The 16,003-nt window shown below is 31.4% G+C and carries 13 protein-coding genes; 4 read left to right on the forward strand and 9 right to left on the reverse strand.

Features of this window, described 5'->3' with window-relative positions; all coding sequences use genetic code 11:
- The 7 genes from Q0409_RS06280 to Q0409_RS06310 form a co-directional block, all read right to left on the reverse strand.
- Positions 1-237 (reverse strand): hypothetical protein (locus Q0409_RS06280; protein ID WP_298536169.1); only part of this gene is annotated, 237 nt, incomplete at its 3' end.
- A 38-nt stretch (positions 238-275) separates the two neighbouring features.
- The gene (locus Q0409_RS06285) at positions 276-467 is read right to left on the reverse strand and encodes a hypothetical protein (protein ID WP_298536171.1); all 192 of its coding nucleotides are present in this window, start codon (positions 465-467) and stop codon (positions 276-278) included.
- A gap of 152 nt (positions 468-619) precedes the next feature.
- On the reverse strand, positions 620-1,669 hold the full coding sequence (locus Q0409_RS06290; RefSeq protein WP_298536174.1) for a M42 family metallopeptidase: 1,050 nt from the start codon (positions 1,667-1,669) through the stop codon (positions 620-622).
- 40 nt (positions 1,670-1,709) lie between these two features.
- Positions 1,710-2,378: an NTP transferase domain-containing protein gene (locus Q0409_RS06295; protein WP_298536176.1), complete on the reverse strand. Its 669-nt coding sequence runs from the start codon at positions 2,376-2,378 to the stop codon at positions 1,710-1,712.
- A 71-nt stretch (positions 2,379-2,449) separates the two neighbouring features.
- On the reverse strand, positions 2,450-3,643 hold the full coding sequence (locus Q0409_RS06300; RefSeq protein WP_298536178.1) for a hypothetical protein: 1,194 nt from the start codon (positions 3,641-3,643) through the stop codon (positions 2,450-2,452).
- Between the two features lie 135 nt (positions 3,644-3,778).
- Positions 3,779-5,104, reverse strand: coding sequence for a Mur ligase family protein (locus tag Q0409_RS06305; protein ID WP_298536180.1), 1,326 nt, complete (start codon positions 5,102-5,104; stop codon positions 3,779-3,781).
- Positions 5,105-5,366: 262 nt separating this feature from the next.
- Positions 5,367-6,119 carry an exodeoxyribonuclease III gene (locus tag Q0409_RS06310; RefSeq protein ID WP_298536182.1) on the reverse strand — a complete coding sequence of 251 codons (753 nt, stop codon included), beginning with the start codon at positions 6,117-6,119 and terminating at the stop codon, positions 5,367-5,369.
- Between the two features lie 312 nt (positions 6,120-6,431).
- Between Q0409_RS06310 and Q0409_RS06315 the strand changes: the two genes are divergently transcribed.
- Positions 6,432-7,109 carry a DUF169 domain-containing protein gene (locus Q0409_RS06315; RefSeq protein ID WP_298536184.1) on the forward strand — a complete coding sequence of 226 codons (678 nt, stop codon included), beginning with the start codon at positions 6,432-6,434 and terminating at the stop codon, positions 7,107-7,109.
- 96 nt (positions 7,110-7,205) lie between these two features.
- Here the strand turns inward: Q0409_RS06315 and Q0409_RS06320 are convergent, their stop codons facing one another.
- Together Q0409_RS06320 and Q0409_RS06325 are read right to left on the reverse strand one after the other, a co-directional pair.
- On the reverse strand, positions 7,206-8,510 hold the full coding sequence (locus Q0409_RS06320; protein ID WP_298536186.1) for a hypothetical protein: 1,305 nt from the start codon (positions 8,508-8,510) through the stop codon (positions 7,206-7,208).
- 113 nt (positions 8,511-8,623) lie between these two features.
- Positions 8,624-11,137 carry a DEAD/DEAH box helicase gene (locus Q0409_RS06325; protein WP_298536188.1) on the reverse strand — a complete coding sequence of 838 codons (2,514 nt, stop codon included), beginning with the start codon at positions 11,135-11,137 and terminating at the stop codon, positions 8,624-8,626.
- Positions 11,138-11,401: 264 nt separating this feature from the next.
- Here Q0409_RS06325 and Q0409_RS06330 point away from each other — a divergent pair, with 264 nt between their 5' ends.
- The 3 genes from Q0409_RS06330 to Q0409_RS06340 all read left to right on the forward strand — a co-directional run bounded on the left by Q0409_RS06330 (position 11,402) and on the right by Q0409_RS06340 (position 15,544).
- Entirely contained in the window at positions 11,402-14,116 is a 2,715-nt protein-coding gene (locus Q0409_RS06330) for a DEAD/DEAH box helicase (protein WP_298536190.1), read from the forward strand.
- Between the two features lie 65 nt (positions 14,117-14,181).
- Entirely contained in the window at positions 14,182-14,481 is a 300-nt protein-coding gene (locus tag Q0409_RS06335) for a hypothetical protein (RefSeq protein ID WP_298536192.1), read from the forward strand.
- Between the two features lie 7 nt (positions 14,482-14,488).
- Entirely contained in the window at positions 14,489-15,544 is a 1,056-nt protein-coding gene (locus Q0409_RS06340) for a ribonuclease H-like domain-containing protein (protein WP_298536194.1), read from the forward strand.
- Positions 15,545-16,003 lie beyond the last annotated feature (459 nt).

The following is a 16,003-nucleotide window of genomic DNA, read 5'->3' on the forward strand; positions in this document are numbered from 1 at the left end:
AGAATTAACGCCTGTATCATATATGTATAACATATTTGTATCAAGGTTAAATCTTAGAAATACTAAATCATCAAATTCACATGAAGGTCCAAAACTACTTAAATCCCCTTCAAAATTACTTGACGCTTTAAATTCAATTTTTCTACCATCTTTCGATAGTGCATCTCCACCAGATTCTTTGTTCCACATTAGATCTAAACAATAACATCCCATTGGTTCACTTATAGCATCTGGCATATTGATTCCTCTAGACACAAGACTTTTTATGTATGTATTCAAATCTTTCCATTTAAAATGCAAATATATTGTGATTCCTCTTCCACCATAGCCTTTACACTATCTTCAGAAGGATAAACCTTATAAATCCATCGAGGATAATTTATATGATTATCTAAGTACTGTACAATATCATCATAGAATTCAGCAGTTAAAGCTATATCCTCATCTTCACATTTTTTAATATGCATAGTATCAATTAAATTATAAAAAATTGCTTGTTTATTAAAATCATGAATTATTAAAAATAAAAAAATAAAATAAGAAAACAATAAAAAAAAGATAAAATAATTAAAATTTGGAAATTTAATTATTCTAAAGATTTAATTTTAAAAAATCTGATCTATTCTAAACTGTTTATAGCAGCTACAATCAATTTGATAGTGTTTTCAACGTCTTCCATGCTTGCTACACTAACAGTTGTGTGGATGTATCTTGTTGGAACAGACAATACACCAGTTGGAATACCTTCTCTTGTAAGGTGAATAGCTGAACCGTCAGTAGTACCACCATCACTTACTTCAAGTTGGAATGGAATATCTTCTTTTTCTCCAGTTCCAATCAAAAGGTCTTTAATGATTTTAGGAGTGATGATTCCTCTTCCGCTTGCATCGATCATAATTACAGCTGGTCCTTTTCCAATGACTACAGGAGCTTCTTCAGGCTTGATTCCAGGGTGGTCACCGGATAAGGTTACATCAAGTGCAAATGCCATATCAGGGTTTATCTTATAGGAAGTTACTTTAGCTCCTTTCAATCCCACTTCTTCTTGGGTTGTTCCAACACCATAAACGGTTGCTTTGGAGTCTACTCTTTTTAAAACTTCCATCATTACATAACATCCGAGACGGTTATCCAATGCTTTACACATCACCAAGTCATTAGGGAATGCTTCAAACCAGGATTTGAATGTAATTGCATCTCCAATGGAAACCATTTCTTCAGCCTGTTCCTTATCCTTTGCACCGATATCAATGAACATTTCATCGCAAGGAACAACTTTCTTACGTTCTTCTGGTTTAGTGACGTGAGGTGGTTTTGAACCGATTACACCAGTAAAATCACCATTTTTAGAGTGGATTGTTACAGTTTGATTCATTAGCATTTGGTCATTTATACCACCAATTGTTGAGAATTTTATGTAACCGTTATCATCAATATACCTTACCATTAAACCAATTTCATCCATATGAGCTGCAAGCATTACTTTAGGTCCTTTTTTGGAAGAACCTTTTTTAGTAGCTATTACATTACCCATTAAATCTGTTTCAATATCATCAGCTACATCTTTTAATTCTCTTTTAATAATCTCTGCAATCTTTTCTTCATGTCCAGAAATACCTGGAGTCATACAGAGTTCTTCAACTAATTTAATTTCTTTTTCAAAAGACATATTTTCACCTTAATGTATATTATATAATAAGTATAAAATTTTATAAAATACTTTCGTATTCACTGTAATGATTAATGTTAATTAATTCATTTGGATGATTCTCCTTAACTCCATAAAAATCAAATCCATCAGCAAATATCTCTCTTAAAATAGGATTCAAATTATCATCTTTATCCTTTAGATATTTTATGAGTTCCATTCTATCGGCAGCAAAAGGCATTCCTAATCCTTCAGCTGTATCTAATTTTCCTGTCTTTCGCCTTCTAAGAATGGAAATGGTCTTTCTAGGATTGTCTGAGTTAAAAAGAGTGTTTAAAATATTATTAAAAGTTTCCGTACTGACTGTAGGCTGGTCCCCAGTTACACATAAAGCAATGTCTGAATTAATATTTTGAAGACCATTTAATAAAGAAACAGAAAGACCTACCATTATTGGATCATTTTTAATAACTTTCAATCTATCATCATTAATATTATTAATGAAAGGCAATATTTCGTCACAGTAATGACCAAGAACTACGATACATTCATCGATATTTTCAGTATTCAATACATTATGAATTGTAGTTTCAATGATTGTACTTGAATATTTCCCGTTTTTTAATGGAAGTGTAAGTTTATTTTGTAGGGGAATATTCAAGTTTTCCTGATCTTTTCTCATTCTAGAATTTTTTCCAGCTGCAGTTATTACTGCTGAGACTGTAAGCATAATATTACCTTAATTAATAATTTTCATTTCATGAATTTAATTTAATTTAATAAAAAATTAATCAATAAATTTTAATTGTTTGTGCTGTTACTAGAATTTGTGCTATTAGTTTGATTTGCAATATAACTATTAGGAATCATTTCATAAACGTCAGTATAGATTCTCATTCCAGCACCGGAACCTTCAGTCCACATTTTGATTTTAATTGGATAAGATAATGTGTTATTGATCTTGATTCCAGTTGAAGGACTGAAACCGTAAAGCACTGCATCACGTCCTGAATCCATACCAATTGGCAAGCTGAAACCTAAAGATAAAACAGCATTTCTCAATGATCTTGCTGGAGGACATACTCCATGAGTAGCCATTCCTGATTCAGCTTCACTTTCCGGTACTGAACTGAATCCAACACCTTCTCTTCCACATCCATATGCATTTGATGGGATAATGGTTCCGTTCCATGCTTTTACAAATTGTTTTGCATTGAATTCCCTGTTTGCATCATTGTATTGTGGGTGAGAATCCAAATAAGTGTATGTGCTTGCCACTTTGGTTTCAGTATAGTTTTCACCATAAACAACTACTGGAGAACCTCCAGGATACTTGACAGAGTATTCATAAGCTTCAGGGAACTTTTCCCTTAACATATCTGGAGTGATATAAGACCTGTTATCATTAATTCCATTGATACAGAAATCTAAATTGTATTTGGAACCTTGACCGTAATGATTGTACCAATACTTTAAGGTTTCCACATTTACCCTATCCCCAGGGATTGTGTCATTAGTCATGGTTTTAGGGTCGATATGACCTATAGTTTCATTGGTTTTATTGTTTATGATGTCTATACCACTTGGAACAATTTTTGCTTGTATATATGGGCTGTTATATCCCCAAACAAAGTCTCCAGGAGGATTTACAGTAATCTTGTCGTTATCTACAACCACATATCCAGGTCCTTCAAACTCATCCACTATACCATCTGAACTTACATTTCCAAAAAGCAATTCAGATGATGGTGTTGGAACTGCCCCTGTGGCAATTGAGAAAAAGGCATCTGCAATTTCCCCATCTCCTATTTGGGTAAATAAAGCACCTAAATTGGAAACGATAGGATATTTGTTTATCTTGTTTTTATCTATTACGTTATCTCCTGCAAATACAGTGCTACCGTTATCATATTTTGCTATTTCACTCATATTCTGATGATGAGTGGTTGTAGTTGCAAGTGAGACAGGTATTAGAACAATAATTATTGCAAGCAATGCAACAAATATTTTAAATGAATTTCTTTGTGCTAAACTTCTTGAGCTAATACTTACACTTCCTTTATTTAAATCTTAAATTAATTATAAATGATTATGATTTTTGATTGATTATTGTTTTTTAGAATCTCTTCTTTATTCAAACATTAACTTATTTTCCCTAGAATTACAGGAATCACAAATTTGCTTTAATCTGTCCTGTATTTTTATTATGTTTTCCTGTCCATTTCCTCCAATCAAAATAGCCTTTTCATGTGAAAACTCTGCAACGAATGCAATTATTTCATCAAGATTATTAGCTATTTCAATTCTTCCCTTATAATCAAGAGAATTTAATCTATATTTAGCTTGATCTAATGTATCCTCCAATCCCGGAAAGAGAATTATAGCTTCTGGGTTGGCATTTACTACTTCATTCAGTATGTCAAATCTGTGATTTTCATTATGTCTTGGAGTTCCTACAAAGATAGCTGAGAAATCCACTTCCTCCAATATTGGCTTAATAGCATCGGAATTGTCAGATTTTCCAATGTATATCTCGCAATCATTTAATTTTAATACTTCTAAACGGCCTTTTACAGGCTTGAAATTCTCCAAGCTATCCTTGATTATGCTCTTATCAATTTCAAAAACGTTTTTGTCAATATAATTTGCTATGGCTTCACTAAGACCTGCATTCAATTTGTTAAACTTTCCGAATAAGTTTAAATCATAGTCTGTTTCATGACATAAAATTGTTGATTCAGCCACTTCCTTAAATTCTTCACCATATTCCTGATTTTGATTAATAAAGATGGTTTTACCTTTGAAAAATCCTTTAAGTGACTCTCTATATCCTTCCATTGAACCATGAACATTCATATGATCATTGCCCATATTTGTAAGAGCAATCAAGTCAAAGTCGAAACAATAGCTGCAGAAACCAACTGTCATATCGCAGACTTCAACAAGCAAGACATCATAATCTCCATTCTCTGCTTCTAAGATGAGGTCATAGTAACCTTCAAATCCACCACCTGCATTTCCTCCAACCAAGACTTTTTTCCCTGCATTTTCAAGGATTTCCTTAATCATGGTTACTGTAGTGGTCTTTCCATTGGTTCCTGTTACACCAATGCTGAAAAGGTCTTTGTGTTTTGTCTTAACGTCACAAAGCAATTTATGGGAGTTTTTGTAATGTTCTGATATCTTGCTTCCCCATATGCTTGGGCTTAAAACAACTGCATCACATTGGTCTATTTCTTCCTGATTGTTGAATCCCAAATCAATGGATAAATTATCTTTAATGAAGCTAATCTTATCCTTTTGAGGAGATATGTCAACACCAGCAAGGGATATAGGCAAATCATCCAGACTAATGTTCACATTCAAATCTGTAGCATAGACTTCCCAATCATGTTTCAATAAGGAGTTTAATGCCTTTTTGCCTTCTACACCTAAACCTATAACAGCCGCTTTCATGGTTTCACATATATTTTTTTATATAATATTAGTAAATTATAGATAGTAATCTATTATATGTAATTATCTATGTATATTCTAATTAATAAAAGTTAGTATATTTTGAAATAAACTTAAATAAATTAAACAAATCGAAAATTAAAACAGCAGAAAATAAATATTGTAAAAAAATAAGAACAATAAAAAGAATAATGAATTAAAAAAAGAAAAATTGAAAGAATGAAAGATAAAATAAAAGAGTAAATTAAAAATTAAAATAAAATTAAAGATCTAAAATCAACTCAATTGGAGCATGTTTAGAACTATCAATTTCATCTAAAATTGTGCATGATTTAACCTTGTCTGCTAATGATTTAGAAACAAAGAAATAATCTAAACGTGCACCTTCATTCATTTCACGAGCTTCTTGATTTTTCCAGGAAGTGAATTGCTTCTCTTCCTTGTTGGATAATCTGAAAGCATCTACAAAACCTAAGGACTCTAACTTATCTAAAACTTCTCTTTCTTCTTCAGTGAATGTGACTTTAGTATCTAAATCGGAAATATCCGCTTCCTTATGAGCAATATTAAAGTCACCAGCAATGATTACATCCTTATCCTTAGCCAAATCTGCAAAAGATAATAGGTTATTAAGGTAATCAAGCTTTTCATTTAATTTAGCTTTAGTTCCAGTTCCTACAGGAGCATAAACATGAATTAAAGTGAAATTTTCATAATTTAAGATAGATGCTCTACCCAATGCATCAGCAGATTCCTTGAAGAATCTTCTTACTATACAAGGTTTTTCTTTAGTAAATGTAGCTAATCCGCCGGTTCTAGCACTTTCTCCTTTTAAGAAATAAGATTCATAACCGCATTTATCCAAAAATTTCTTATCCATCTTTTCATAGGCTGTTTTTGTTTCTTGGAATAATATGATATCAGCTTCTTTTTCTAAAACTGGATTAACATCCTTATTTTTTATACGAGTCCTAATACCGTTTACATTCCATGAAATAATCTTTAATTCACTCATTATATTGCTTCCCTAAATTAAATAAATAAAATAAATACAATAAAAATTAATTTAAGCCCAAATTATCAATAAATTAATTTAATAAATATTCTTGTTTATTAAAACTATAAACAAATATAATTTTAACTTTTAAATCATATAAACTTATTGTAGAATTTAAATAAAAATTATATAAAAAAATACAAAAATTTTCAAAAGATAATTAAAAAATCTATAAAACAAATTCATAATGAATAATAATTCATAACTTTAATATATTATAATTTAGAAATAATTAATTAAATTCATTATGAATAATTAATCGGTGATAATATGGATTATAAAAAGGAAGATAATGAAAAAACTGCAGAAGTTTTAAAAGAGAAACTTAACTTAACTAGACTTCCAGTAGCCATCAAGTTTTTCAAAGATGAAAGTGAAATTCCAGAAGGTGTTGAAAAAATAGAAGAAAACCTTAGGCACTGTGAAATGATTACCAAAGCAGCTGATGGAGCTGTATTCTATGCAACTGCAGAAGAACAAAAATGTAAAGGTGGATCAAGTGCTATGGGATTAGAACCGCTTCCACCTAAAATTGCTTCTGGAGAATTCTATTATAAGTTAGGAAGATTCGATAGTGTTGAAACCGCTAAATCTGTTATAGACAACATTCCAAGAAAAGATGAATTAAGCTTAGGAATCATCTATGCACCTTTAGAAAAAGCTGATTTTATCCCTGATGTTGTTGTTGTAATCACACTTCCTAAATTTGGTATGTACATTGCACAAGGAATTGTTTACAATAATGGTGGTAAAGTTGAATCCAGCTGTGCAGGAATTCAATCATTATGTGCAGATGCTGTAAGTGGCCCTTATGTAACCAATAAGGTTAATACTACTTTAGCATGTAACGGTTCAAGAGGTTATGCAGGAATCGAAGATGAGGAAATCATCATAGGTTTACCTTGCGATAGTCTTAAACCATTATTAGAAGCATTTGAAAATATATAATTTAAATAATTTAGTTATGAAATCCATAACTAAAACTTCTTTTCTATTTTTACTATTTTTAAATTTTTACTCATTAAAAACAGTTATTTTATTATTTTAAGGAATTGTAAACACTTGCTTATTTTCTGATTCTTGACCTTTTTTCTTATTGCAGAATGTTCTAAAGTCACATGCACTGCATGTCCTATCCTCTGCTTCAGCTTTCCAAGCATCCTTGATTTTGCATCCATTCATTTCCTTAATTAAAGATGATTCTATATCATTTACAACATTATCGAATTGATATAGGGAATTATCTATCAATTCCTCTTCTACATTGATTATTCTAATGGATCTGTCCATCTTAAACTTATCTGACAAGTCTCTATGAATAGCTATTTCTGAATCTTCATTCCAATTTCTTAATCTTTCCCAATCATCAACAAGAATTTGATTTAAGGAGATATCAGTTTGATCATTCAATAAGTCCTCTTTTATTGCCTTTAAGTCATCATTTGATGGAACCAATTCATTCAAGTAAAAAATAATCCCTACAATTGGCTTATCGGAGTTTTCCTGATTTTTCCTAAGCCAAGCATAAGTTAAAATCTGCCATTCATGCTGAATCCATACCTTATACTTTTCATATTCCTCTGAATCAAAAAGCGCTCCACTTTCCATTAATGATTGGATTTCCATTAATTCTTCTTTTGATGGCGCACTTGGCCTTCTCATACCCTTATAATCAATGATTATTTCATATTCATTCAATTCATCATCCAATAGTTTCTTGAACTCATCATTATTGTACAAGTAACTTATAATGCTGTTAGTTTGAGAAAGATTGAAATAATCATCTAAAGTCTGTTGAAATGGATTATTATTGGTCTTTTGATAAAACTTATCAACCATTTTTGAACTTAATACATCAACAACACCATTTATTGAATAGTAATCAGACCGGCCATTTTCATCATTCATAGGCCTTAATCCTTTTATCAGTACTTCTGTATCTTCAATCAAAGGGAATAGATGAGGTCCCCAGAGGTTAATGGAACGCTCTAATCTTGCACTGTATATATTATCTTTTGGACCATAATTGTTTACATATTCATATGGTGGATTTAATCCTTTAACCTTTAATCTGCCAGTAATTAGGTCCTCAATTGGCTTTATTTCCTCTTCCCAGTCCCAAGGAAATGCTAATTGATCTGTATTTGAATACTTTTTCCATTTTAGAAATGCCTCTTCCAATGCACCATGAATGAATTCACCAAACCACAATTGGACAGGCATTGAAGGAGGTAGATTTCCCTTGTTTTGGTAACGATATTGTAAATTGCAAGTTAAAAATGATAATAAATCACCAGTTAAGCTATATTCCGGTATGATATATTCCCTAGATCTAGTTGATAATTTCATTTTTACACCAATCTAATAAATTTAAATATTTTATTTCATCTATAATGCTTTTTTAATAAATATCAAATAATTTCATATAAAGTTTCATATAATTTACTTAAAAGAACGATTAATTAAATTAAAAATATATTGTCAAAACCTATAAATTCTTCATCCCTATTCCAACCTAATGCAACATTAGGTATTTTCATTTGTTTTTCATTTTGTTTATATCCATCAATGTTTGGATTTAATCCAACTAATAGCAAAACATCTTTAGCTCTTGAGAATGCAACAAAATACAATCTTGTCAAATCATCAAATGCCATGTCTTTAGAATCCCTATCCTTACTGTACAAAGAACTGTATTTTCTAATCCTGTCCTGAATAATGGAAGAAGAATCTGCATTCTTAGGGAATCTTAAATTAGCGTCTTTTGCCAGGTTCTTCTTAAATCTTGATCCCACATCAACAATGACAAGAGGGAACTCCAATCCCTTTGCCTGATGTATAGACATGATATTGAATCTATTTGAAGGGATGACCTCAAAGAGATTCTCATCAATCTGTACCCCACCACTAGCTATTGGCACGAAAATGTTTAATAATGCCTCGTTGATTGATTCCTTTTCTGCTTCAGGTGAAGAGAAATCTATGTTAGCGGAATACTTATTGAAGAAACTTGTTTGTGTAATTGTTTGTGTAATTGCCTTAAGATAAACTACACCTTCATCATCTTCCTGGAATTCAGGTATCCAACTGACCAATTTATATGCCAATTCCATCAGATTAGCCTTTGTAGGCCATTTCATGTCACTTGACTCATCAGATGAGAATGGATGCCTTATTTGCCAATGAGTTACGAATTTCTCCAATGAAACAGGTGAATGTGGCTCTGGATTGACATCATTCATATAGGAAATAGCCTTTCTACGCCAAGCTTTCATATTCAAGCTTGCAGAATTAGGCAATTTATCATTAGTCCTTTGGTATTTTGAATTAGGATCTATGCATTCCAACATCAATCCGCAAAAGACAGCTACACAATCAATATTCTGTAAGTCTTGGCCTCTTGGGTTAAACACTTCAATAGGATGCCTTAATCTTCCCAATTGCTTTTTTAATGTAAAATTAAATGTACGGCTTCCAGTAGCAGTTAACTCCTTAGGGGAGAAAGTTAAGAATGCAATGTCTTCAGCAGAACCATCATCTCCAAGCTCTATCACTATCTCATCTTCCCCTTCTGCCAAGTCAAATCCTTTATCCCTATAATTGATTAAGGTTGTCTTATTGTCTGAATTAAACTTTTTATTATCCTCTTTAGTTAAAACCCTTTTAATCTTACGTTTAACTATTCCATTCCTATTCAATTCATCAATGAATTTGGCCAAATCAGTTGCAAGAAGCTGTTCATTGTTTCTGAACATTCCTAAAATAGGCACTTGATTTGTATCATCCTCATTAAAGCTTGGAACTTCAATCTTTGGCTTTTCCTTAACACGTGCAGATTGGTATTCATCATCCAATTCAACAAAGTCATTGCATAAGTCAATGATGTTTTCAGTGGATCTGTAATTGGTTTTTAGGTTAACTTCCTTTGCTTCAATTCCAATTGTAGCGATTCTTTCAATGAAATTAGTGAATAGATCTACACTAGCTCCTCTAAACCTGTATAAAGATTGGTCATCATCACCTACTACTGTTATGTTTCCACCATTTTCAATGGCAGATTCAGCGATTTTAAAGTAAATGCTCTCTTGCAATAGGTTTGTATCCTGATATTCGTCCACTAAAATGATCTTAATGTCATTCAAGAACACATTCAAGCTATCTGAATTCAATCTTCTTAAGAATTCAGTTTCAAGCATTGCAAAATCATAGATATTTTGGCTTTTAAGTATTTCTGCATATTCTAAAATTAACTTTAAGGCCAATTGCTTACCTAATTCTGTAGCTTGAATATTGCTTAAGATTTTATTGATATCCACCATATTGTAGTAGATGTGTTCCTTGATTTCAATCAATATGCTTGCCATCATTGTCAGATTCTTTACTTTTGGCTTTTGTTCTGTATTGGATTGCTTACCTGTTATCTCTGCCAAATACTCCTGCAATGAGTCATGTTTATATCTGTCTTCCTTTAAAAGGCATTCATTTATCATAACGGAATTAGCAACAAAATCCTCTATTAAAATAGGTTGGCTTGTTCCCGCTTGACGATGAATACGCAATAATTCATCTGCGATACTGTCTATTGTCCCTATATTGATTTGATTGAAATCAATTCTATTGATTTCCTTTATTATGGAATCATCAGTGATTTCACCGCTGAACATCTTATCCATATAATTGGCAATGAGCTTAGACTTTATCTTGTCTCCCCAGCTAAGAATACGTGATAAGAGTTCACTTGCAGCCTTTCTTGTGAAAGTGGTTGCCATTATCTCATTAGGTGAAACATCATCTACAAAAATAAACTTCAATATCTTTAGCACCATCACTGTTGTTTTACCTGATCCGGGTCCTGCAACAATGAATAATGATTGATCTTTAGGTGATGAAATAGCTAATTTTTGGTCTTCATTTGAAGAAATATCCCTTTCTAAAACATTTACAACGATTTCTTCAAACTCTTTATAATCTATCAAATTTACCCCTCTTACATTTTATTAAAATCTTTATATATAGTTCTAATCTATATCCATATCCATAGTCATATCTATACTTATATTAATTTATGAAATATTTTAATTTTTGTATTTAAGTAAATAAACATAGAGCAAATGAAAACTAATAGGAAAAGTTTTATTTAATTCAAAAAGAAATATATGATAAGTTTTATTAAATTCGCTTTACAAATATATATTATAAAATTTATTACTCTTTAATTACTTAATTATTTAATGATTATCATGACAAATGTAGCTAAAGACAAAGATGAGATGGAGAACATCGACAAGTTCAAAAACGATATTCGTTTTAGGAAAAAAATCGAGCATGTCGAGACCATTCCAGCAAAAGAAGCTAGCTATAAAAAGGTAGACAAATTAGAGAAAAAGATATTGGACTACCTTGATGAAAAGGAAATAAAGCTATACAAACACCAAGCTTTAGCTATTGAAAAGTCCAGAGAAGACAAGAACATAATCATTACAACACCAACTGCAAGCGGAAAGACATTATCCTTTAACTTGCCTGTATTGGAAGAGCTCATTAAGGATAATGATGCTTGTGCATTATACATTTATCCTGCAAAGGCATTGTCTTATGATCAATTGAAGGTTTTAAGGAAATTTGATGAGAAACTAGACCTTGACATTAATCCAAATCCTTACGATGGAGACACTCCAAAGGCTAAAAGGTATAAGATAAGACAGGAATCAAGGGTTATCCTTACAAATCCATACCAAATCCATTTGATCTTGCAATGGCATCACCAATGGGAACGCTTCTATTCAAATTTAAAGTATATTGTTATTGATGAAGCTCATTATTATAAAGGAATATTCGGTTCAAACGTTGCATTCCTAATCAGAAGGTTGAAGAGAATCGCTAATTTCTATGGTTCCAATCCTAAATTCATATTGTCTTCAGCAACACTTGCAAATCCTTTGGAACTTGCAGAAAAGCTAACTGGAGAGGAATTTGAATTGATTGATGAGGATAGCTCTCCAAGCGGTGAAAAGGACTTTATCCTATATAACCCATATAAGAAATTGCCAGTTCATTCTGATGATGAAAATCTATCTATTCACCAGGAAACTGAAAGGATTTTCCTTTATTTGCTACTTAAAGACATACAAACATTATGCTTCACATCAAGCAGAAAGATTGCAGAATTGATTGCATTATGGACAAAAAGGGATATGGAGCATACTAAAAAGAGGTATGTGGATAGGATTTCAGCTTATAGGGCAGGTTATTTGGCTGAAGATAGAAGAGAAATAGAAGACGGCCTTAAATCAAGAAAATACTTGGGAGTCACTTCTACAAATGCGCTTGAATTAGGTATTGATGTAGGCAGTTTGGATGCTGTAATCATTTCAGGGTTCCCAGGCTCAATGATTTCAACCTGGCAACAAGGAGGAAGATCAGGTAGAGGAAATCAGAAATCCCTTGTTATTTTAGTTGCTTTTGAAAACCAATTAGACCAGTACTTTATGAAAAACCCAGAATTCTTCTTTGACAAGCCTCATGAAAATGTTGTAATCGACTTGAATAATGAGAAATTATTGAACAATCATATCATCTGCGCTGCAAATGAATTGCCTATTGCACCTGAAGAGATAGAAGAGGTATTTGGTGTAGATGAGGAATTCATAAACAATATCGTTCAGAACAGGGACTTGAGAAAGAGCGCAGGGCTTTACATTTATCCATATGATGATAATCCAGCATTTGAATTTTCACTTGATCAGATTTCAAATGAAATATTCAATGTAATGAATGGCAATCAATTGATTGAAAAGATAGAAAGGTCTCAAATGTATAGGGAAGCTCATGAAGGAGCTATTTTAATCAACAAGGGTCAAACTTACATTGTAACTGATGTCGACTTCAACACCCACATTATAGATGTGATTAAAAGGGATGTGAATGCTCATACAATTGCACTTAAGAGAACAGAAACAAAAATCATTAAGAAGATCAAAAAAGTTAAAATCGGAGACTTTACAGTTCATTATGGAGAGCTTGAAGTAGAGGAAGACTATTACAAATACAAAAGAATGGAGTTTTCAAAGACAATAGGAACATACATTCTCGACTTGCCTCCTTTGAAATTCAAGACTAAAGGATTATGGTTTACAATTCCAGATAGCGTCAAGGAGACATTGGAAGAGAGGTTTAAAAATGAAAGTGAAGTCTTTGCAGGAGGTCTTCACGGTGCAGAACATGCTTTAATAGGATTATTCCCACTTCATGTGATGTGTGATAGGTTTGATATTGGCGGGCTTTCAACCAATTATCACGAAGACACTCAAGAAGCTTCCATTTTCATTTATGATGCATATGAAGGAGGAATTGGAATTTGTGAAAAGGCAATTGATGTATTCAGCAAATTAACCAATTCCACAAGGAATCTGCTTAAGACATGTGAATGTGAAAACGGTTGCCCTTCATGTATCTACTCCCCTAAATGTGGAAATGATAACAAGCCATTGCATAAGAAAGCTACTGAATTCATTTTGGATTATATGTGGGAAGAGATGAATAAGCTATCTCCAGAGGAATTATCTGCATTGGAAAATCAGGATTTGGAAGATAACATATCCTATAATGAAACATACTATAACCAAAAAGATAAAGGAAATACTCAAAATGATTATTCTAATGAATCAATTGAAGGAGAAGTTGTGGAAACTGATAATAATGAAGAGGCAGATCCACTAGATGAAGCTTATAATGATGCATTAGAGGAATTCAATAAGGGAAATTACAGCATTGCTAAAGAGATACTTACAAATATTATCATCAAGAAAGATAGTGCAGATGCCTATTATCTCATTGGAAAAATACTTTATGAACAAGATGATAAGTTAGGGGCCTTATCTTTTGTGAAAAAAGCAATTTCTATTGATTCTGGACATGAAGAAGCTAATGAATTCTTGCTTGAATTGAAACATTAAAAATTGAAATAAATAATATTTTTATCATGAAAAATAAATAATAAATATGTTGAAAAGGTGATATTATGGAAATCACTGATGAAAATAAAAATGAAATAAAAGAGCAAATCAATACAGACATCAATAATATCCTTGAAAAGCATGAACTGCCTTACAGGATGGATGGGCTTTCAGTCATGAAAACATCAAAGGGAACAAGTTTCTTAGGAAATGTAAGGGTTCATGATCCAAACAAGGTTAAGGCAGTGAGAGAAGAGATTGAATCATACTTGGATAAGTTTGGAAAAGTCGTTATTAATTCAAGAGATGTTGTTCCTTGCTGTGAATTGCCGTATACCTACATTACATTCCATATAAATTTCTAAAGATATTATGACATCACGTAGAGAAGATCATGAAGCATATCTAGAGAAAATACTATCAAATTCATTGTCTTCTGCAAATCCTTCTAAAGAAGCTTATGAAAGAGGCAGATTAGACTCCCTCACTTATTTTAACAATCTTAAATTTGGATTGATGCATAAATACAAGGATTGGGATTTCTTGGATATTGAAGGAAGCAAAGTCATTGAAAATGTCTACGGAGAGACATTAAAGATTACAAGAAGGGAAAAAATAGACTTCTCTCTAGAGGATAAAAATAAATCCATTAAGGAACATTTAGCTTCAAACTTAAAGCTAATGCCTGGAATAGGGTTTCAAACAGAAATGAAACTTAAGGAAAAAGGATACAATACATTTTACGATTTGCTGAATCATCCTACTTATGCAAGAAATGCAGAAAAAATGATTGAAAAAATAGAAAAGGACTGTTTTATCAAGGAATTCAATCTATTGAAAAGCTTGAATAAATATCCTAATTCCAGAAACAGCACCTTAAAGGCTTTAAGTTCTCTTGATCCATTCAATCTCAAGTTCATGGATATTGAAACTCTTGGATTGTCAAATGCAGCAATCATTCTACTTGGAGTTGCTGAGATAAAAGGAAATTACATTGAATCCAACCAGTATTTGCTTAGAAAAAAGGAAGAGGAACCTGCACTTATTGAAAGCTATCTTTCACATATTGATGAAGCAAGTGTTCATGTAACATATAATGGAGCGAATTTTGATATTCCTTTCATTAAAAACAGAGCCAGATTATATAGGATGAATTGCAATCTTGATCAAACTCACTTTGACTTAATGTATCCTGCAAGGAATTTATGGAAAGACAAGCTCCCAAATTGCAAATTAACCACTATTGAAGAGCATTTATTCGGCATTAAACGGGAGGATGATGTACCTGGAGCTTATATTCCAGATTACTATAGAACATATCTAACAACCAAGAATATTGGCCCTTTAATCCCTATAATAGAGCACAACCGTATGGATATCGTTTCTCTTGCTCATTTCCTGATGAGAATATATGAAGAATCATTTTAATTTTAAAAATCCTTTTTTTAACTTTTTTTTAACTTTTTTAGCTTTTTTAATAAAATATAATTTATTGATTTCTAAAATCAAATTGAGTAATAAAATTTTTTTAAATTGTATTAAAGTTATTTAAACTTTATTTAACTTAAAAATATTGCCTTAATTATAATAATAATTAATATTTGTTTCTAAATATCCAAATGAATAGATAAATGTTCATTAAATAAACATTACATTTATATAAAATGAATTATAAAAAATAAATTGAAGATAACCTTTAAGGTAAGACTCTAACTAAGTTAAAGAATAAAAATTAAGTTATTTTTAAAAAAAATTATTATCCCATATAAAAAAACTAAAAATGCTTAATTTTTATCTTTCTTTTTAACTATTTTTCGATTTAATTCATTTTTATCATCTTATCCTATTTCCTATTTTTCAAATTAACTTTACTCAATTAACAATATT

It is taken from the genome of uncultured Methanobrevibacter sp. (assembly GCF_937898925.1).
Classification (GTDB): domain Archaea; phylum Methanobacteriota; class Methanobacteria; order Methanobacteriales; family Methanobacteriaceae; genus Methanobrevibacter.

Bases quoted from the DNA above. Each gene is read 5' to 3' on its own strand.
- Q0409_RS06340 (WP_298536194.1), top strand. From the start codon at position 14,489: ATGACATCACGTAGAGAAGATCATGAAGCATATCTAGAGAAAATACTA.
- Q0409_RS06330 (WP_298536190.1), top strand. From the start codon at position 11,402: ATGACAAATGTAGCTAAAGACAAAGATGAGATGGAGAACATCGACAAG.
- Q0409_RS06320 (WP_298536186.1), bottom strand. From the start codon at position 8,510: ATGAAATTATCAACTAGATCTAGGGAATATATCATACCGGAATATAGC.
- Q0409_RS06295 (WP_298536176.1), bottom strand. From the start codon at position 2,378: ATGCTTACAGTCTCAGCAGTAATAACTGCAGCTGGAAAAAATTCTAGA.
- Q0409_RS06335 (WP_298536192.1), top strand. From the start codon at position 14,182: ATGGAAATCACTGATGAAAATAAAAATGAAATAAAAGAGCAAATCAAT.
- Q0409_RS06305 (WP_298536180.1), bottom strand. From the start codon at position 5,104: ATGAAAGCGGCTGTTATAGGTTTAGGTGTAGAAGGCAAAAAGGCATTA.
- Q0409_RS06315 (WP_298536184.1), top strand. From the start codon at position 6,432: ATGGATTATAAAAAGGAAGATAATGAAAAAACTGCAGAAGTTTTAAAA.
- Q0409_RS06285 (WP_298536171.1), bottom strand. From the start codon at position 467: ATGCATATTAAAAAATGTGAAGATGAGGATATAGCTTTAACTGCTGAA.
- Q0409_RS06310 (WP_298536182.1), bottom strand. From the start codon at position 6,119: ATGAGTGAATTAAAGATTATTTCATGGAATGTAAACGGTATTAGGACT.
- Q0409_RS06290 (WP_298536174.1), bottom strand. From the start codon at position 1,669: ATGTCTTTTGAAAAAGAAATTAAATTAGTTGAAGAACTCTGTATGACT.